The organism is Psychrobacter sp. 16-MNA-CIBAN-0192 (assembly GCF_040309565.1).
Lineage (GTDB): Bacteria > Pseudomonadota > Gammaproteobacteria > Pseudomonadales > Moraxellaceae > Psychrobacter.
In genome coordinates this window covers 136,683-154,876 of the sequence record NZ_JBEOOX010000001.1, presented here as the reverse complement: position 1 = coordinate 154,876, position 18,194 = coordinate 136,683, and the positions used below count along the sequence as shown (strand labels likewise).

Below are 18,194 nucleotides of genomic sequence, written 5' to 3'. Positions count from 1 at the left end.
AAGGAAAGTTGGTTATTAGACAGTCTATCTGTGTAGTAAGCAAATCAAAAAGGCAGCAACGTTATGCTAATGTTACTTATTAGATGACAGCGTTTGTTTAGCCTGAACATTACAGGGGTATAGCCAAGTTGGTAAGGCATCAGGTTTTGATCCTGACATCCGTTGGTTCGAGTCCAGCTACCCCTGCCATTTTCTACGATTCATCCATCACATTTTCTTAATTTGAGCAGTGTACACTGCTTAGCGGTCGCTGCTTGAGTTAATCAATAGGACTTCAGTCATGCCTTATTTGGCGATTTTTACCGGTACTGCCCACCCTGAATTAGCGAAAACCGTAGCCGACCACCTGCATATTCCTCTTGGTAAAGCTGACATCACGCGTTTTTCTGATGGCGAAATTGCTGTGGAAATCAAGGAACATGTCCGCGGTAAAGACGTCTTTATCATGCAGCCGACTTGTTCACCGACCAATGATAACTTGATGGAAATTATGATGATGGCTGACGCATTGCGTCGCTCAAGTGCTGGTCGTATCACCGCTGTTATGCCTTATTTTGGTTATGCCCGTCAAGACCGTCGTCCACGTTCGGCGCGTGTGCCTATCTCTGCGAAAGTCGTTGCTGATATGCTCAATATTGTGAGCATTGACCGCGTCATGACGGTTGACTTGCATTCAGATCAAATTCAAGGTTTCTTTGACATTCCTGTTGATAATATTTATGGCACGCCTGTATTATTAAATGACCTACAAAAACAAGATTATGACAATATCATGGTGGTTTCACCTGACGTTGGCGGTGTCGTGCGTGCGCGTGCTATGGCAAAACTATTGGGTGACACAGACTTAGCGATTATTGATAAGCGCCGTGCCCGTGCGAATGAGTCCCAAGTGATGCATATTATTGGTGACGTTCGTGACCGCGATTGTGTGATTGTTGATGATATGGTCGATACAGCTGGTACGCTATGTAAAGCGGCCCAAGCGTTAAAAGACAATGGCGCACGCCGTGTCCTTGCCTACATTACTCACCCAGTATTGTCTGGTAATGCGCTAAAAAATATCAGTGAATCGTCATTAGATGAAGTGGTGGTTACTGATACTATCCCGTTATCTGCTGCCGCTAAAGCTTGCCCTAAAATTCGTCAAGTTTCTATCGCGCCAATGCTGGCTGAGAGCTTACGCCGTATTAATAATGAAGAATCTATCAGCGCAATGTTTGAATAACACCGCTGCTTGTACTCATTAAGCGCAATTTTTATGTATTCAATCTATAACCAGACGCATCCTAGCTGACCCTCATAAATGAGACTTGGCAGGATGCGTTTGCTGTAAGCCTTTATTATTGCTACAAAAGCACGTATAATGCGCGCCTGTATTGACCAAATGCTTGTATAAGCTGGTCAGTATTATTCGAAGTGCAGATCACCCTACATACCACTGTCTATGATGGTAATAATATTACGGTCATTGACGATTGTGCGTAGTGGATAGCTTATTACTTTCTTATTAATAGTAAATCTTACGGTTAATAAAGAAATATTTAAGTTATCTTTAGGCGTCAGTGGGCTGGTCGCAAGCCTACTATTTAGATCCGCATTTCATTACTCTTTTTATAGGATTATATCCATGAGCACTAATCATTTTGCATTAAATGCGGTTGACCGTTCTGCAGACCAACAAGGTAAAGGTGCGAGCCGCCGCCTACGTAAGCAGAACCTAGTTCCTGCTATCATTTATGGTGGTAACGAAGAGCCAACGGCTATCGCTATCAGACATAACGAGTTGGTAAAAGCGCTTGAATTTGAAGCCTTTTTCTCACATATCTTGACTATTACCGTTGATGGCGAAGAGTATCAAGCAGTGATCAAAGCGCTACAGCGCCATCCTGCTAAAGGTTTCCCAATGCATGCTGACTTCCAGCGCATTGTGAAAGGTCAAAAAATCAACATGAATGTTCCTCTACATTTCATTGGTGCTGAAGATGCACCTGGAACGAAAAAATCAGGTATCCTATCTACTGTAGTGACTGATGTTGAAATCGTTTGCCTACCATCACAGCTACCTGAATATCTAGCAGTAGATGTATCTGGTATGGAAATCGGCGATTTGTTCCGTTTATCAGATATCAAATTGCCTGAAGGCGTGATCATCTTTGACCTTGATATGGAAGATGCGCACGACCGTACTATCGTGAACATGCAGGCACCTACGGTTGAAGAAGTTGATGAAGCAGTTGTTGATGCTAGCGAAGTTCCTGCAACTGCTCAAACTAAAGATGCAGAATAACAAGCAAAACCTATAAGGTTGTTACGTTGCGTATTGGATGCGCTACTATCAATCTAAAGGCTTGTTAAACTCAGCAGGAGATGCATGTCTCCTGCTGTTTTTGTAAGTAATACTTAGAAATCTAGGCGGTTATAAATATCTACTAGATTCCTAATAGTTATATTTTTATTGACCGTCATTTTTAGTTAGCCTCATCCCCTTTTAGCGTCACCTGTTATTTATTGATTAAAGCTGAGTATTCTTATGTCCATAAAACTTATCGTTGGTCTTGGCAATCCTGGTCAGCAGTATATGTTTACGCGCCATAATGCGGGCTTTTGGTTTGTTTTTCATTTAGCCGAGCAGTTTAATATTACGCTCAGTCCTGACAAAAAATTTCACGGTCTGACTGGTCGTGGGCAGATTCATGGGCATGATGTGCGGTTATTATTGCCACAAACCTTTATGAATAAGTCTGGTGATTCTGTTGTGCCGATGGTAAATTTTTATGGCATTGATAATGATCAGCTGCTGATTGCTCATGACGAGCTTGATATACCCGCCGGTAGCATTAAGCTAAAAACAGGCGGTGGTCATGGTGGACACAATGGTCTACGTGATATCACTCCGCATCTTGGTAGTGATTTCCATCGTCTGCGCGTGGGTATTGGTCATCCGGGTCATAAGTCTAAAGTCAGCGGTCATGTGCTGTCTAAAGCATCCCCTGATGAGCAAATTGGTATTGATAGTGCCTTGAGCGCCGCATTTGAGGCATTACCATTAATCATGAGCGGTGACCTTGAACGCGCCCGTGAAAAAATTAACGGCTTTAAGCTGCCTACTTAAGAATCGTTTTAGCATTGATACTGTTATTAGTACTGATTTTAATCGTAATATCAATTAGTTATAGAGGTTTGTAATTACACTTAGCCTTTTTATAGATGACGCTCATGCTTTTATTAACGATGACTCGTCCCCATTAACAGATTACTTTTTTATTTTTGTTACGCTAAGGAAGCACCCTATGCTACTTAATATGCTGAAATGCAAATTGCACCGTGCCCGCGTCACGCATGCTGAACTCCATTATGAAGGCTCATGCGGCATCGACAGCGATTTACTCGACCTTGCTGGTCTGCGTGAAAACGAGTCAATAGACATCTATAACGTGACCAATGGTCAGCGCTTTCGCACCTACGCTATCCGTGCAGAAGCAGGCTCTGGTATTATCTCATTAAATGGCGCTGCCGCTCACATGGCAGATCTTGGTGACATCGTCATCATTTGCGCCTATGCTCAGTTTAGTGAAGCAGAAGCCGATGTCTATATGCCAAAATTGGTTTATTGTAACGAAGACAATAGCGTCAAAGACACCGCAAATATTATTCCGGTACAAGTTGCTTAATAGCCAATATTAGGCTGATAAATGCGCTTTTTGTCTTAGAAAACTTATAATCCAAAAAAGGCTAAGTCGCAATAGACTTAGCCTTTTTTATAGTCTTGAATTTAGCAGCGGTAAAACTAGAGTTAAAATTATCGCTAAGAGCTATCGAGCATTACATTAAAATTAGCGATTCTTTTTACGATTTCTAAACCCGCGCCATAAGCCTTCTTGCGCAACTTTTGGCATTTTTAAAGTAATGGTGTTGGAGAGCATATCTTGTACCGCAAGACCACGGCGGTTAAACAAACAAAAGATATAATTAAAAATAAAACCAAAAAAGGCACTGGTCAATATTACTGCACGTGAGCCGCCGATCAGGCTACCAATAATCACGCACAATACCGGCATCAAGCAAGCGGTGAGAATACGTTTGAATGACTGCGCCCATGTTAGCAAGTGACCGGCATTATTTACCGTTTTAAGCCGCCACGTCTGCATACCTAACGTCTGACCACCCCGCCGCCAAAACATGCCATAGAAGCCCACTAGCGTCAGCACAAATGAGGGGGTCATAATAAAGTTCTGATACCAATTTGGCAGTGACTGTGCCTGTACTGACTCCGTACCCGTCTGCATCGTCAGCAAAGTGCCAATCACTGTTAATACCGTGCCGACCAAAAACAGCAATGCTAAAATCAACATCCCATCATAGACAATAGCAATAACGCGTTCCATCGGATGAGCAATAATTGGTTCTTCAATATCGGGACTGCTTTTTTGTGGCATTTTTCTTTGAGGTTTAGACTTAATAGACGTTTTTGGCATAGTTTTAGACATGGTACAAACTCATAGCAAGCAAGAAACAGTTCCACTATTGTACCGTAATTTGAGTGCATATCGGATATTATCCGTTACCAATATAAAGCAGATAAGGGGCAAATTTTACAATGATGAGTGCTAAAGATATTTAGAAGAATAAATAAGATAATAAGCGCTGGCGCTAAAAATCATTTAGCTAAGGGTTAGGATAAAGCAAAAACCAACAGGCATAAAAAAACCGCCAAATTGTCATAAGACAGGCGATTTATTTAGTATTAAAGTGATAATGCAAATGGTGCGCTTGGAGAGATTCGAACTCCCGACCCCTTAGTTCGTAGCCAAGTGCTCTATCCAACTGAGCTACAAGCGCGTATTTTGCACATCATCTACTACGCAGTGTTTAACTTTGTAGTAAATTAGGTTGGTCATTATATAGATAATTTAGCAGTTGTCAATATCTTTTTTCATTAAAATCTAAAATACTTATTTTAATTACTACTAGATAGCCTGACGTTTATTGCTATATTAATTCTACTAATAAACCGAATTAATGGCGGTGAAGGAGGGATTCGAACCCTCGATACGCTTACACGTATGGTTCCTTAGCAGGGAACTGGTTTCAGCCACTCACCCACTTCACCGAACGATGTAAGACTTTTTAAGTTCTAAAAAATAGTATTATTGCTGATAATACGTCTTATGTCGTGGGCGCTCATTATAGCAAAGCCAAATGAAATTGCAAGCGTTAGCGGATGATTTTCTCATAGTTTTGCAATAATTTTAGTTATTTAGGCAAATTTAGCGTTCTATCAGGCAAATTCTAGTTTTATGAACCTTGTTTTATCAATACTAGACCGATTTTAAGGATTCAAATATTAAGGAGTTTATAATAGCCTATTACTTTGAAACTTATATTATAAGATAGTGATTGAAACGAATGTTTACCTAATAGCGCTGCTATGGATTTTTAATGGCGGGAGCGTTATAGTCTTGAAGCGGTAAGGTAATAAGGTGATTTTAAAAAAATAATTTGCTCTATTTTATCCAGTGATATCGTATCCATTCACTTCTTAATACTAAAACCATAAAAAAAAATAAGGAGACGTTATGCGTCCAGTTGTGCTGTGTTTTTCAGGATTAGACCCATCAGGTGGCGCAGGACTACAAGCCGATATCGAAGCGATTGGGCAAGCTGGTGCACATGCTGCTATTGCGTGTACGGCGATTACGGTGCAAAGCTCGCAGCAAGTATTTGGTTTTGAAGCCTGTGCAGCTAATTTGGTCAAAGCGCAAGCCACCACGGTGCTTGCGGATTTGCCCGTCAGCGTGATTAAGTCGGGGATGCTGGGCACGACGGATAATATCACCATGCTCACCCAGCTATTTGCTGATGCTATTATCCAAGCAGGTACACCGTTTGTGCTCGATCCCGTGCTAGTTGCCAATAGTGGCGGTAGTTTGGGCGATGAGCAAACGTTGGTTGCTGCCTTTCGTAAGCTATTGCCCTATGCGACATTAATCACGCCCAATACGCACGAACTGCGGGCGTTAAGTGGCGAGCAAGATTTGCATATTGGTGCACAGAAGCTTTGCGCACAAGGAACGCATGCGGTACTAGTGAAGACGTCGCATGATTTTGAGACGGGCGATATCGAGCAGTATTTATATATTAAAGGTGAGATGGTGCATAAGAGTGTATTACCGCGCTTAGACGGCGAATTTCATGGTTCTGGCTGTTCACTTGCCAGCTTTATTGCCGGACGTTTAGCCAAGGGTGATGCGTTGGTTTCCGCAGTTATGGCAGCAGACAGTTGGATTACGCAAACGCTGCGGACTGCCGACGCGCCACATCCGAATAATGCTCAAGCGCAATTAATCCCTAATCGTTTTGTGGCTTTTAAATAAAGGCTTTTAAATAATAACTTTGAGAGAAACGGTTTATTTAAGCATAAAAAAAACGCGCTATTATTAAGTAATAGCGCGTCTTTTTTATTAAATTTAACTTTTCCGCATATTTTCAATTTAGCCGAGCATAGGCATAAAACTTGAAGCAATGCCGCCAATAAAAATCTCAAGTAAGTAAAAGGCAAAGAAGGCAATCATGGGTGATAAGTCAAGCATGCCTAAGTTTGGGGTGATGCGGCGAAACGGCGCTAAAATCGGCTCTGCCAAATTCATGATAATACCAATAATCGGATGCTGAGACTGGGTAAAGACCACAATCCAGCTGACGATGATTGAGCCTATCACCAAGTAGCGGCACATGCGTAAAAAATCGAGCACTAGACTAATTGTACCGGTAAAAAACAATGGCACAGGCGCAATGCCTTTATGAGTCAAAGCCGCCTTGCCCGCAATATCAATCAGCCGAATCAATAGCATCAATACAATCGCCGCAAGGCTGATACGCCCTTGACCAACCGTTGGAAAAATACGCCCAAACACATCGACAATATGGGTGGCTTTATAAGCTGGGGCGACTAAGGGATCGCGCGCGTCCATTCCGGCAAACTGGAGCATAAATCGGATGAACACCAATAGCATGGCAAAGGTGGTGACCAAATCAAAAAGTTGTAATAACGTATTGTTCATGAAGCGCTACTCAATATGCTTATGTTAAAAAATAATAACAGCCAAAAGGCGGCTAGATAATCGTTACTGATATTGCGATCAGCCTTCATTTTTCACAATGATCATTACTCTTATGATTATAATCATAGTGACACTGCATTTTACATGGTTTTATTTAATCTCTGCACTGATTGCTTGGCTGCGGTCATAACACGCTTGCATTGCATCAGCAATATGCTGCCCAATCTGATTGTCTTGCATCGATACAATTGCGGCGTGAGTCGTGCCTTTAGGCGATGTTACTTTGCGGCGTAGCTCAGCAGGACTGTCTTGACTGCCTTTAGCCATAGTTGCGGCGCCAAGCACCGTTTGCATTGCCAGTGCGGTGGCTTGTTCTTTATCCAGTCCCAATGCAACCGCGCCGTCGACCATCGATTCAATAAAGTAAAATACATAGGCAGGTGCAGAGCCGGCAACTGCGGTGACCGCATGCATGTGTGCTTCCTCAGTAACCCACATCACCAAACCTGATGCTGCCATCACTGCGGCTGCCAGTTGTTTGTCAGCGCTGCTAATAGATTCGGCTGCATACAGACCGGTTGCACCCATTTGTATGTTAGATGGGGTATTAGGCATAGCACGCACAATATTAGAATAACCACCCAGCATTTGTGACAAGGCGTCTGTCGATAATCCTGCCGCCACGGACATAACCAGCTGCTTATCTAATGCGTCGGCAAACTCACTGACCACGGCTTTCATCATCTGCGGCTTAACTGCCAGTATCACCACATCCGCGTCAATAACGGCAGCTTTTGGCTCGATGCTGGCATCTACAGTATTAATCTGTTGGGCTGTGAAAATATCTCGAGTCGCAGCACTGGGTGCTGATACGGTAATTAACGCAGGATTCACACCACAAGCCAGCAAGCCATTAATTAAGGCTTGTGCCATATTACCGCCGCCAATAAAACTTATTTTTTTATTATCTAATTCATTCATTAATTCGGACATTTAACGCTCCTTATTACCGTCCAGCACTGCACCAATGACCGCATTGTTCGCGTGATGGCAGGGCATATAAAAGGACACTTAGTCTATCATACTGCCAGTTTTGTCGTTTGATAAATTGATACTGTATAAAAAAGGCACTGGTAAAATTTTAAACCTTATCCGATATTGAACGACACTTAAGATATTGTGGCTATAAAGACAAATAATAAGGGTCATGTGCGTCATTTGGATGACAACGTATAGTGCAAATGACTGCGCATGCTCTTGCTTAATAGGTTACCAAAATCATCGCTTGTACTATCTAGCGACGATTTATCGACTCCTAACACCCAGCTGGCAAATGGAGATAGTAATAATAACGGCAATTCTGCATCGGTATCAGGCGAGACTACGCTAACAACCAACAGGCTATCACGCAGCCATACGGGTATACCAAGCGTCTGCATCAGCTTTTTACCAGCTTGAGGACGGGTAGCAAGTGCGGTTTGCACCCGTTGTTGCCGACCTAACGGCGTAATTTTTAGCAGTAGGCTGTCTGTATTGTTGAAGTGAGGATGCAACTGATTTGAGATTATTTTTAATAAATGCTCATATATATCCGGCATAATTTTTAAGTGCCAAATATAGCTATTATCGGCTCTTAAGATAAAGTCTTCTGTTTTGTTGTCAAATAAAGTATTGAATGATAATAGGTGCTTTTCTTCAACTATAGGAAGGGCAAGCCACTCTAAAAAGGAATGGCTCAGCCGAAATAACTGCTGACGATAGCGATGAATGCGATAGGTATCGGTGCTGGCGTACCAATCTAGCGCCGTTTGATGATTGGCATCGGTACGCGCTGTGAGCGCCAGCGTATCATCGACCAATTGCTTTGCTGGCGGTAGCGGCTCATCTTGCGCCAGCAAATAATGCAACAACTGGCGTTGCCGATACACAGGTAAAGTAGATAGCTTATCAATATCAAGCACACGCTGAAATGGCGGATAACATAGTGAAGTAATGGCAGTCTGCTGACAATCCTCATAAGCTTGCGCGCTGACACTTGCATGCGCATCGGCAAGCAGCTGCGTACTACGCGCAATATTATGCACCACATTGGTATTATAACTGGCTAATATTGGCATGATATCGCGGCGCAAACCACTACGTACGTTATCGCCACTATCATTAGTAGGGTCATTAATATAAGGCAGTTGTAAGCGCTCAGCGTAATTGGTGATATCTGCGCGAGTGACACTTAACCAAGGTCGCCATAAACCATTATGCCGTGCGCCCTGTCTGTGTTCACGCCATGCTTGCATTCCTGATAAGCCATTCACGCCCGCGCCTTGTATCAAGCGCATGAGCACAGTCTCGGCTTGGTCGTCGGCATGGTGGGCAAGAATTAACACATCGCCCTGATTCATATGCGCGTACATTGCTTGATAACGGGCTTGCCGTGCTGCTTGCTCATCCTGCCCTGTTACCGTCACTGGTAAAATATGGCAAGGCATCTGCTGAGCCAGCGCCCAATCAGCCACGTGCTGTGCCCAATTATCACTATCTACTTGCAAGCCATGATTCACATGCAAAAGCTGCGGTAAAAAAGGCAATTTACCGTGTCGATATAGCTGCAAACACAATGCTGCTAACGCCAAAGAATCGCGTCCACCACTACATGCTAGCCAAATTCGACGACCGTGAAGCTGTTCACCATATTCAGACAAACTGGCTAATAGTGCTGCTGCTAACGGCTTATCTATCGGTGCTAAAGCGTTTATAGGCTCAATAGGATAATGACGGATGGCGCTGCTATTCATGATTTATCCTACGAGTTTATTGGCTTTTATTAAACCAGTATCCATGCACATAGCTTCATTTATTTTACTTATAAAAAAACGCGCCACTAAGTAGCACGTTCATTATTGTATGATTCGTTATCTTATTGCTCATTTTCAAACTTAATAGCTCTTAAAATTAATAGCTATTAAAATTAATGACCCTTAAGATTAAACGGCTAACGGTAACATCACGTTAGAATTAAAAGTTTTAAGCTTCTGATAACGCTGTTCACAACGCTCGGTCGTATCCATTTTTTGCAGCTCATCCATCTGCTCAGTTAGTAGTGCTTTAAGCGAGTTCATCACCGGCTGCGGATGAAGATGCGCGCCCTCACCTTCTTCAATAACGGCATCAATCAAGCCCATCTGATATAAATTGACGGCATTTAACTTTAGCGCTTCACTGGCATCTTTGGCTTTATCAGCGGTTTTCCAAAGAATTGAGGCACAACCTTCAGGAGAAATAACCGAATAAATACTATTTTGTAGCATATTTACTTTATCACCAACACCAATTGCCAATGCGCCACCAGAACCACCTTCACCAATAATGGTGACAATAATAGGTACTTTTAAGCTAGAAAATACCGCGATACTTTCAGCAATGGCTTGCGCTTGACCGCGTTCTTCAGCACCAATACCCGGATAAGCACCTTGGGTGTCGACAAAGGTCATCACTGGAATATTAAAGCGTTCCGCCATTTTTACCAAGCGAATAACTTTCCGATAGCCTTCAGGGTTTGCCATACCAAAATTATGCTCAATACGTTCGCGCGTACTGCGTCCACGGTGTTGACCAATGACCATCACCGGCTTACCGTCTAAGCGCGCCAAACCACCAATAATGGCTTTGTCATCGGCATAGGCACGGTCACCATGCAGGGCATCAAACTCAGTAAATAACTGATTAACATAATCCATAAATAATGGACGTTTGGCGTGACGCGCTAGCTGAACGCTATCCCAGACGGTACTCATAGACGTATCCTTTTTTATCGTTTTATCAGGGTGATGATAGAGGTAAACTCGTTATAGGGGTGAGCAGTACACTTGTATACTCAACAAAAGCTATAGTAGCATAGTTAATATGCCATGACATTACTGAGCGCACTGCTTTTGTAATAGGATAATAAGAATAAATCGTCACGCCAGCATAGGAGTATAGAGCAGAGTTATTCACTATAATAATACTGCAATACTAAATAATAATACCGAACTATAGTGCCAAATTATAATACTAAACTATTCCGCTTCAATGACGCTAAGCGTGATACCCCATTTCGCAAATTGCTCAATATCATCATGCAAATCGGAATATAAAAATGCGTAATGCTCTTTATCCGTACTTACCGTGATCTGCCAGCAGTTTTTACCGGTAACAGCCAGTTGCATTTGCGGCAAATCATATTCACTACGGCTATGATGCGCTAAAACTGCCAGTCTGAGCAGCAAGCATAAATAAACCAGTTGCTCACCACCAACGGTAATAGTTTGCTCAATCATATCGCTTTTTAATTTGCGTCTATGACTTAACATCAATTGCGCCATGCGCTTTTGGTCGACTTGTGAGAATCCTGGAATGTCTGAGTTCTCAAGCAAGTAGGCGCTGTGACCATGATAGTTACTATGACTGATTGCCAAGCCAATTTCATGTAAAAATGCGGCACGTCGTAGCAAGTCCCCATCATCATTGCTCAACTGCAAGTCGTCTTGAACTTGTCTAAATAAATGACGACTGGTTCTGACTACCTGACGGGCTTGTTTTTGATCGACTGAATAGCGTTTCATTAGCGCCAGTACACTACGGTCTCGCACGTCTTCACTGGCAAAGCGCCCCAGCATGTCATACATCACGCCCTCGCGCAGTGCGCCATCTGAGTAAGCAAGCGTTTCAATACCAAGCGTTTTCATGGCTGCCCGTAACACTGCAACCCCAGCTGGAAAGACCGCTTTACGATGGTCTTTGACCCCTTCTAACTCGATATCATTAACATTGCCAATTTCTATCAGCAGTTTCTCTAACTTCTTCACACCGTTATAGGTAATGCGCTCTTGCTCGTCTGCCCAGCCTTCTGCCACCAGCGCGTTACGTACTGCTTTAATCGTACCACTTGAGCCGATAACACTGTTCCAGCCTGTTTTTTGATATTGACCATTAATCGCCAATATTTTTTTACGAGCAGCGGTCGTGGCATTATTAAAGGCTTTTTCAGTGATTTGACCATCGGCAAAAAACAGCTGAGTAAATGCCACACAGCCCATCTGTAAACTTTCTGTCAATAACGGATCAAAGCCTTGTCCAATAATAAACTCGGTCGAGCCGCCACCAATATCAATGACCAAACGCTTGTCACTACTGGCATTAGTGTGTGAGACGCCCAGATAAATCAAACGCGCTTCTTCTCGACCAGCAATCACTTCAATGGGCTTGGGTAATATCTTATTGGCACGAATGATAAAATCGTCGGCATTTTTAGCTTGGCGCAGCGCATTGGTCGCAACGACTCGAATACGATTAGGCGGTACGGAATCAAGGCGAGCCACAAAACGACTGAGACAATCTAGCCCGCGTCGCTCAGCTGCTGCTCCCAAAATATTATTTTCATCCAATCCTGCCGCTAACTGTACCTTCTCAGACAGCGACACAACTTTGCGCACCTCGCCATGATCTAGCCGCGCAATGGCCAAATGAAAACTATTGGAGCCAATATCAATGGCAGCGATCAATTCATCTTCAGCGAGCGGGAGAGTTGCAAGAGTGGTATTGGGCATAAGAGGTATGGTTACCATATGGGAGGAAGAAGAGTATTCAGACAATAAGGTGGGTCAATGAGAAGACATGAGCCGCAGTTTTCGCCATTAAAGCATGTCTGTCAAATACTGGCAAGCCACAACCATAAAAAGCCAGCACCATGATAATAGATGCTGACTTTTTATGGTTGCTAATGACAATCTCATATTAAGCATAAAACATGGAAGGCAAAAGGATAATGGCTATATAAAGCGCGTACCATGCCTGCCTGCCTATGTTTATTTACTAAGCTTACTATGCTTGTGCCATTGCCGCTAATACCTCATCAGCGGCTTGAATAGAGGCATCCAAATCTTCTTGGCTGTGCTTAATCGACATAAAACCAGCCTCGTAAGCAGAAGGCGCAAGATAAATGCCGTGATCTAACATGCCATGAAAAAAGGTATTAAAAGCAGCGATATCACACTCGGTCACATCATCAAAGTTCTTTGGCGTTGCCGTGGTATCGCTTTTAACAAAGAACATACCAAACATACCGCCAAGCTTGTTGGTACGTAAAGGAATCCCATATTTATCCGCCGCAGCTTGCACGCCATCGATAAAGTAATCTACCTTATCTGCCAATTCATCATAAAAACCAGCAACGGTCAAATCTTCAAACATAGCAATACCTGCACGCATGGCAAGCGGATTACCAGATAATGTGCCTGCTTGATAAACGCCACCAAGCGGTGCAATGCATGACATAATTTCTGTTTTGCCACCAAACGCGCCAACTGGCAAGCCTGCACCGATAATTTTACCAAAACAGGTCAAGTCAGGGTCGATACCAAAGTGAGCTTGAGCGCCGCCCAATCCGACGCGAAAGCCGGTCATGACTTCATCAAAGACCAATACTGCACCATGCTCGGTACATTGAGCCCGCAAGGTGTCATGAAACGCTTGCTCAGGGATAATCATATTCATATTGCCTGCGATAGGCTCAACGATGACGCAAGCAATCTCAGCGCCCCATTTCTCAAAGCAATCGATAATCGCTTGTGGGTCATTATAAGGTAAGGTCAGCGTATGCTTGGCAAAGTCAGCTGGTACGCCTTTTGAGGTTGGCTCACCGATATCAAGCATCCCTGAACCAGCTTTTACCAGTAAGCTGTCCGAATGTCCATGATAACAGCCTTCGAACTTCACGATTTTGTCGCGTCCTGTAAAGCCGCGCGCCAAACGAATGGCACTCATCGTGGCTTCCGTACCAGAGCTGGTCATCCGAATCATCTCAACGCTTGGTACAAGCTCGCAAATCTTATCGGCAACCGTAGTTTCAAACGGCGTTGGCGTACCAAAGCTTAATCCATCGTCGGCGGCTTTTTTGACGGCATCAATTACTTTTGGATGCGCATGACCCAAAATCATTGGACCCCATGAGCCCACATAATCAATATAGGCATTGTCTTCGGTGTCATACATTTTGCTGCCATTGGCGCGGTGCATAAACACAGGTGTGCCACCAACCCCAGCAAAGGCACGTACTGGAGAATTTACGCCACCCGGGATATGCTTGCGCGCTTGGGCAAAAAGCTGTTCGTTTTTAGTGCTCATAACGGTTCTCTATTTAATAATTATCTATTTTATTAACCCTATAAATTCATAGATTATAGAGGTACTGCTTATGCTTTTTTAACCACAGATGATTTTAATTTCATCGGACCATAGCCATCGAGTCTACAGTCAATATCATGACCATCGGTCGCATCCGGTAGTAGGCGAATACTTTTTGCCTTGGTGCCTACCTTAATGACAGTAGACGAACCTTTCACCTTTAAGTCTTTAATAACCGTCACCGCATCGCCATCTTGCAGCTCGTTACCAACGGCATCACGAATCACGGCGTCCTGCTCATCTGCTTGTACTGCATCGTCTCCAGCTGCTGACCACTCATGAGCGCACATCGGGCACACCAGTAGCGCACCATCTTCATAAGTATATTCAGCAGCGCATTTTGGGCAATTGGGTAAGCTCATAATATCCTCGTCAACCATCATTAATTAGAGTTATTCTACTAGCAATATTGTACCTGAAGTCCAAAGCTTTCACCAATTCACTCAGCTATCGTCAAAGCGTCGTATACCATTTAGAATCTAAACCATAGTGAACAACGAGGTGCTTTTTGTACGCCTGTTTTTTATGCTACTCTTCTTACCATTATTAACCTCATACTATCTATAGTTATGTATATTCGACCCACTTCATTATGTGATACGACAAGTTATGTTTTGCCACTCGTATAATTTTTCATTACAAGGATAATAACAATGCCCGATTTAACCAACCAAACGACTCAAGCAGCACTGCCCCAATTCGTGCAACTGACTCTTGAAGGTATGGATGCCGAAAAGTTCTTACAAGGTCAACTGACCTGCGATGTGACCAAACTGGGGCTTAGCTATCAAGCTGCTGCCATTGGCAACTTAAAAGGTCGTATTGAATTTGGTATTTGGATAAAAAAACAAGCCGAACAGCACTTTGATATCGTTATTAGTGCCGATTGTGCCGATGCTTTACAAGCGCATCTAAAGAAGTTCGGTGCGTTTTCCAAGTTTGAGACCAGTACACCAATAGCGATTTATCCGTGTGTATTGGACGAGCTACCGACCTTTAGCCATAACGAAGCGCATGATACCGCTGAGGATATCCAAGCATGGATGCAAGCCAGCCTTGCACAGGGTAACTACTGGATAGTCGCTGCTACCCAAGGTGAGTTTCAGCCGCAAGAGCTACGTCTGCATCAACGCGGCGGTATGGACTACGATAAAGGCTGCTACCTTGGGCAAGAAGTCATCGCCCGTATTTATTTTAAATCAGCACCAAAAGCCTTTTTACATTATGTCAGCGGTACAGGCAGTGCGCCAGTAGCAGGCGAGCACTTGGGCAAAATTCAAGTGGTAAATGCCATAGCTACTGAGGAAGGTAACGAATTTGACTTTAAAGCGCTGATTGTTGCGCGCCCAGAACACCTGATTGATAGTGAGTTAGTTATACTAGATTTGCCAACTGCATTACAAGCCGATGTTGCTCGCCCAAAATAGCGTTGTAGATATAAAACTGCATCTATAAAACAGCAGTGCGTGTCACATAAATAGGTTAACACTTACCATTATCGTTACTTAATATCAATAAAGTATCACCTACGCTCACACAATTACTGTCTTAATAACATAGCACAGGCATTTACCATCATTGAGCAACACTATAAACATTGCTCATACAGACAGCGTTCTACGAACTGCTTATATTAGACCTCAGCAGTACATAGGACGTTAGTTATGATGCGTCGATACTGTGCAGTACAATATAAGCAAAACAGATATGTACAATAATTTATAAGCTTCTTTAATAAAAAGCGTTATCTATTTGGTCTAAGCAATTGTTATAACTCATCAAATAGAATGCGCGATAACTAGAATAAGGAATAATAAAATGAACGAACATACGCTAAAAGGTGAATGGAACCAAATCAAAGGTTCAGTAAAGCAGAAGTGGGCAGACCTAACTGATGATGATTTATTACATGTAGAAGGCAGCCGTGATAAGCTAGTTGGTAAAGTGCAAGAACGTTATGGTCATAGCAAAGATGATGCAGAGCGTGAAGTTGATGCATGGCGTACTGACAATAAATACTAAGTGTTTATTTAAGAGATTTATGTCTTAAATAATTTAGTCTCTTAAAGATTAACACTGATAAAACAAAAAACCGCGTTGAATTCTCACGCGGTTTTTTATTGCTTTTAGATTAGGAACAGTTTTAACATTTAAATTTTTATCGTTTAGACAGGAAAGTCTCTAGAAATTAGCTTACTTTCAAATAGTTATTTTTCTCTTAAATAGTGATTTTTTCAAATCGCAGATACGATAACACCGCATAGCAATAAATTGTTATGCGGTGTTATGGTTAACGATCCGTGTTACCCGTCATGACTGCAATACCCTGCATCCTTGCAGGTCATTCAGTATAGTATGACAGCTGAGCATCCTGCTCATTGTTACAACTACTGCTGGCAGTAACTGCGGTCAGCATAGGTTATGTGTCCTTACTTCAATAACTTTTATCATCCTGATGCCAGTTATTAAATCGTTATCCTTAACACGGTATACTCAATCCTTGAGTCACATTCCCTAATGCCGTGCAGCTATAATGTCAAAATATTACCCCCTTGTTAAGACGCGTTAACGACATTACGCGTAAGCATATGCTTACATGGAATACATTAACTACCTTTTCCACGCTTATTTTTAAGCGCAAGGCATTCTTGGAAAGTCATGCCTAGTATTATTGGATATTTTATAACTTATTTATAGGATAAGTAGTAAATCGGCTGAGAGGCTTACTGGATATGACTGTCTGAGGTAAATCGGTTTGGAGTATTAGCGATAAGTGAGCATTTACGCAACCCTTTTCTCACCAAAAGCTTGGCATTTTTACGCAAGCGTGTGCTTTATTTACAACTTAATAACGTCCAAGACATCTCCCGTCAAGTTTTTAGCCGTACCATAGGTATGTAAGCAATTATTTCAAGAAACAAGTAATAGCCTATTTTAGTCAGTATTTTAAAAGCATTGCTTAGAACGTTGATTAAAGATGATGCTTAACATTCCTACCTAAAATAGCACTTATTAAAAGAATTAAATGCTAGAAAACAAATCATTAGGACATTTTTTATGAAAGTTGCACCACGCTTTACCGCGAAAACTTTATTATCATCAACCCTTGCTGCCGCCTTATTGACCACAACTATTGGCTGTACGGCGATGGCATCAGACCATGATAATAAAAATTATAATAACCAAAACTATGGCAACCATAATAATCAGTCGTCCGTTTACCGCGATGGTAATTTTGGCACCATCGCGCAAAAGCTGCGTAGAGATTTGAGCCGAAGTGGTTATCAGGTGATGGATATTCAAGCCGATACCTATCGCGGCAACCAATCGCTTGTCGTTTATGCTAAAAAAAATAACCAGCCGTATGAGATGAAATATACTTATCCAGGTCTAAAGCTTATCAGCTCAAGTCAAAAAGACTGGTCAAACGTATGGAAAGATAAAAATCGCCAGCATGGCAATAATTACCAAAACAATAGGCACAACAATAATGTTGAAGATAACATTAAAAAAGAAGCGCGCTATCCTGCGGTTAAACAACGTGCGATTAATAAAGTCCGAAATATGGGCTATACCATTAAAGATATCGAGCTAAAAGAAAAAAACAATCGTGGCATGTTTGAAATAGAGGCAAAACGTGGCAATGAGAAATATGACATTGTGCTCGGTTATCCTGATTTAAACGTGATTAAACTTGAAAAAGACTGATTGGGAATAGCTACCTTTTAAGAGGTAATACCAAGAGTGCTTACTGATTAACACAATCTGATTAATACAATCGTAGGCAGCAATATATTTAGTTTTGGCGTCGTTTTTGATTTGACGCCTTTGGTCAAATAAATCAGTCCTTGGTTTATTTGGCTTTTTTTATGGTCTATTTACCCTAACTTTAATTATCTTTAAAATTAGTCT

The 18,194-nt window shown here is 42.4% G+C and carries 16 protein-coding genes and 3 tRNA genes; 9 read left to right on the top strand and 10 right to left on the bottom strand.

Going from position 1 to position 18,194, the window contains the following annotated elements:
- Positions 1-113 precede the first annotated feature (113 nt).
- The 5 genes from AAEY78_RS00680 to panD all read left to right on the top strand — a co-directional run bounded on the left by AAEY78_RS00680 (position 114) and on the right by panD (position 3,671).
- Positions 114-189 (top strand) — tRNA-Gln (locus AAEY78_RS00680).
- A 91-nt stretch (positions 190-280) separates the two neighbouring features.
- Positions 281-1,225 (top strand): ribose-phosphate pyrophosphokinase, encoded by a 945-nt coding sequence (locus AAEY78_RS00675; RefSeq protein ID WP_352336446.1) that lies wholly within the window; start codon positions 281-283, stop codon positions 1,223-1,225.
- A gap of 402 nt (positions 1,226-1,627) precedes the next feature.
- Entirely contained in the window at positions 1,628-2,287 is a 660-nt protein-coding gene (locus tag AAEY78_RS00670) for a 50S ribosomal protein L25/general stress protein Ctc (protein ID WP_352336445.1), read from the top strand.
- Positions 2,288-2,530: 243 nt separating this feature from the next.
- The gene (gene pth / locus AAEY78_RS00665) at positions 2,531-3,112 is read left to right on the top strand and encodes an aminoacyl-tRNA hydrolase (RefSeq protein WP_352336443.1); all 582 of its coding nucleotides are present in this window, start codon (positions 2,531-2,533) and stop codon (positions 3,110-3,112) included.
- 178 nt (positions 3,113-3,290) lie between these two features.
- On the top strand, positions 3,291-3,671 hold the full coding sequence (panD, locus tag AAEY78_RS00660) for an aspartate 1-decarboxylase (RefSeq protein ID WP_182406004.1): 381 nt from the start codon (positions 3,291-3,293) through the stop codon (positions 3,669-3,671).
- A gap of 162 nt (positions 3,672-3,833) precedes the next feature.
- Here the strand turns inward: panD and AAEY78_RS00655 are convergent, their stop codons facing one another.
- The 3 genes from AAEY78_RS00655 to AAEY78_RS00645 form a co-directional block, all read right to left on the bottom strand.
- Positions 3,834-4,487 (bottom strand): RDD family protein, encoded by a 654-nt coding sequence (locus AAEY78_RS00655; RefSeq protein WP_352336441.1) that lies wholly within the window; start codon positions 4,485-4,487, stop codon positions 3,834-3,836.
- A gap of 275 nt (positions 4,488-4,762) precedes the next feature.
- Positions 4,763-4,839 (bottom strand) — tRNA-Arg (locus tag AAEY78_RS00650).
- A gap of 181 nt (positions 4,840-5,020) precedes the next feature.
- Positions 5,021-5,110 (bottom strand) — tRNA-Ser (locus AAEY78_RS00645).
- A gap of 466 nt (positions 5,111-5,576) precedes the next feature.
- On the opposite strand from AAEY78_RS00645, the gene AAEY78_RS00640 reads away from it, so the two are divergent.
- Positions 5,577-6,374: a hydroxymethylpyrimidine/phosphomethylpyrimidine kinase gene (locus AAEY78_RS00640; RefSeq protein ID WP_352336440.1), complete on the top strand. Its 798-nt coding sequence runs from the start codon at positions 5,577-5,579 to the stop codon at positions 6,372-6,374.
- Between the two features lie 117 nt (positions 6,375-6,491).
- On the opposite strand, the gene AAEY78_RS00635 is transcribed toward AAEY78_RS00640, so the two are convergent.
- The 7 genes from AAEY78_RS00635 to AAEY78_RS00605 form a co-directional block, all read right to left on the bottom strand.
- A complete protein-coding gene (locus AAEY78_RS00635; RefSeq protein ID WP_352336438.1) occupies positions 6,492-7,061 on the bottom strand; it encodes a YggT family protein in 570 nt (189 codons plus the stop codon).
- 150 nt (positions 7,062-7,211) lie between these two features.
- A complete protein-coding gene (proC, locus tag AAEY78_RS00630; RefSeq protein WP_352336809.1) occupies positions 7,212-8,042 on the bottom strand; it encodes a pyrroline-5-carboxylate reductase in 831 nt (276 codons plus the stop codon).
- 233 nt (positions 8,043-8,275) lie between these two features.
- Entirely contained in the window at positions 8,276-9,853 is a 1,578-nt protein-coding gene (tilS, locus tag AAEY78_RS00625; RefSeq protein ID WP_352336436.1) for a tRNA lysidine(34) synthetase TilS, read from the bottom strand.
- 189 nt (positions 9,854-10,042) lie between these two features.
- Entirely contained in the window at positions 10,043-10,852 is an 810-nt protein-coding gene (locus AAEY78_RS00620) for an acetyl-CoA carboxylase carboxyltransferase subunit alpha (protein WP_352336434.1), read from the bottom strand.
- 264 nt (positions 10,853-11,116) lie between these two features.
- Complete coding sequence (gene ppx / locus AAEY78_RS00615; RefSeq protein WP_352336432.1) at positions 11,117-12,646, bottom strand: exopolyphosphatase; 1,530 nt, start codon at positions 12,644-12,646, stop codon at positions 11,117-11,119.
- A gap of 274 nt (positions 12,647-12,920) precedes the next feature.
- Positions 12,921-14,222: a glutamate-1-semialdehyde 2,1-aminomutase gene (hemL, locus tag AAEY78_RS00610; RefSeq protein WP_352336431.1), complete on the bottom strand. Its 1,302-nt coding sequence runs from the start codon at positions 14,220-14,222 to the stop codon at positions 12,921-12,923.
- 68 nt (positions 14,223-14,290) lie between these two features.
- Positions 14,291-14,644 (bottom strand): zinc ribbon domain-containing protein YjdM, encoded by a 354-nt coding sequence (locus AAEY78_RS00605; RefSeq protein WP_352336429.1) that lies wholly within the window; start codon positions 14,642-14,644, stop codon positions 14,291-14,293.
- Positions 14,645-14,935: 291 nt separating this feature from the next.
- On the opposite strand from AAEY78_RS00605, the gene ygfZ reads away from it, so the two are divergent.
- The 3 genes from ygfZ (at position 14,936) to AAEY78_RS00590 (ending at position 17,990) form a co-directional block, all read left to right on the top strand.
- Positions 14,936-15,709 carry a CAF17-like 4Fe-4S cluster assembly/insertion protein YgfZ gene (gene ygfZ, locus AAEY78_RS00600; RefSeq protein WP_352336427.1) on the top strand — a complete coding sequence of 258 codons (774 nt, stop codon included), beginning with the start codon at positions 14,936-14,938 and terminating at the stop codon, positions 15,707-15,709.
- Positions 15,710-16,100: 391 nt separating this feature from the next.
- Positions 16,101-16,304: a CsbD family protein gene (locus AAEY78_RS00595; RefSeq protein WP_182405987.1), complete on the top strand. Its 204-nt coding sequence runs from the start codon at positions 16,101-16,103 to the stop codon at positions 16,302-16,304.
- Positions 16,305-17,339: 1,035 nt separating this feature from the next.
- Complete coding sequence (locus AAEY78_RS00590; RefSeq protein ID WP_352336425.1) at positions 17,340-17,990, top strand: hypothetical protein; 651 nt, start codon at positions 17,340-17,342, stop codon at positions 17,988-17,990.
- Positions 17,991-18,194: the final 204 nt, after the last annotated feature.

What these genes read in the sequence shown, in the direction of transcription:
- AAEY78_RS00675 (WP_352336446.1), top strand. Translation starts at nt 281, where the DNA reads ATGCCTTATTTGGCGATTTTTACCGGTACTGCCCACCCTGAATTAGCG.
- AAEY78_RS00670 (WP_352336445.1), top strand. Translation starts at nt 1,628, where the DNA reads ATGAGCACTAATCATTTTGCATTAAATGCGGTTGACCGTTCTGCAGAC.
- pth (WP_352336443.1), top strand. Translation starts at nt 2,531, where the DNA reads ATGTCCATAAAACTTATCGTTGGTCTTGGCAATCCTGGTCAGCAGTAT.
- panD (WP_182406004.1), top strand. Translation starts at nt 3,291, where the DNA reads ATGCTACTTAATATGCTGAAATGCAAATTGCACCGTGCCCGCGTCACG.
- AAEY78_RS00655 (WP_352336441.1), bottom strand. Translation starts at nt 4,487, where the DNA reads ATGTCTAAAACTATGCCAAAAACGTCTATTAAGTCTAAACCTCAAAGA.
- AAEY78_RS00640 (WP_352336440.1), top strand. Translation starts at nt 5,577, where the DNA reads ATGCGTCCAGTTGTGCTGTGTTTTTCAGGATTAGACCCATCAGGTGGC.
- AAEY78_RS00635 (WP_352336438.1), bottom strand. Translation starts at nt 7,061, where the DNA reads ATGAACAATACGTTATTACAACTTTTTGATTTGGTCACCACCTTTGCC.
- proC (WP_352336809.1), bottom strand. Translation starts at nt 8,042, where the DNA reads ATGAATGAATTAGATAATAAAAAAATAAGTTTTATTGGCGGCGGTAAT.
- tilS (WP_352336436.1), bottom strand. Translation starts at nt 9,853, where the DNA reads ATGAATAGCAGCGCCATCCGTCATTATCCTATTGAGCCTATAAACGCT.
- AAEY78_RS00620 (WP_352336434.1), bottom strand. Translation starts at nt 10,852, where the DNA reads ATGAGTACCGTCTGGGATAGCGTTCAGCTAGCGCGTCACGCCAAACGT.
- ppx (WP_352336432.1), bottom strand. Translation starts at nt 12,646, where the DNA reads ATGCCCAATACCACTCTTGCAACTCTCCCGCTCGCTGAAGATGAATTG.
- hemL (WP_352336431.1), bottom strand. Translation starts at nt 14,222, where the DNA reads ATGAGCACTAAAAACGAACAGCTTTTTGCCCAAGCGCGCAAGCATATC.
- AAEY78_RS00605 (WP_352336429.1), bottom strand. Translation starts at nt 14,644, where the DNA reads ATGAGCTTACCCAATTGCCCAAAATGCGCTGCTGAATATACTTATGAA.
- ygfZ (WP_352336427.1), top strand. Translation starts at nt 14,936, where the DNA reads ATGCCCGATTTAACCAACCAAACGACTCAAGCAGCACTGCCCCAATTC.
- AAEY78_RS00595 (WP_182405987.1), top strand. Translation starts at nt 16,101, where the DNA reads ATGAACGAACATACGCTAAAAGGTGAATGGAACCAAATCAAAGGTTCA.
- AAEY78_RS00590 (WP_352336425.1), top strand. Translation starts at nt 17,340, where the DNA reads ATGAAAGTTGCACCACGCTTTACCGCGAAAACTTTATTATCATCAACC.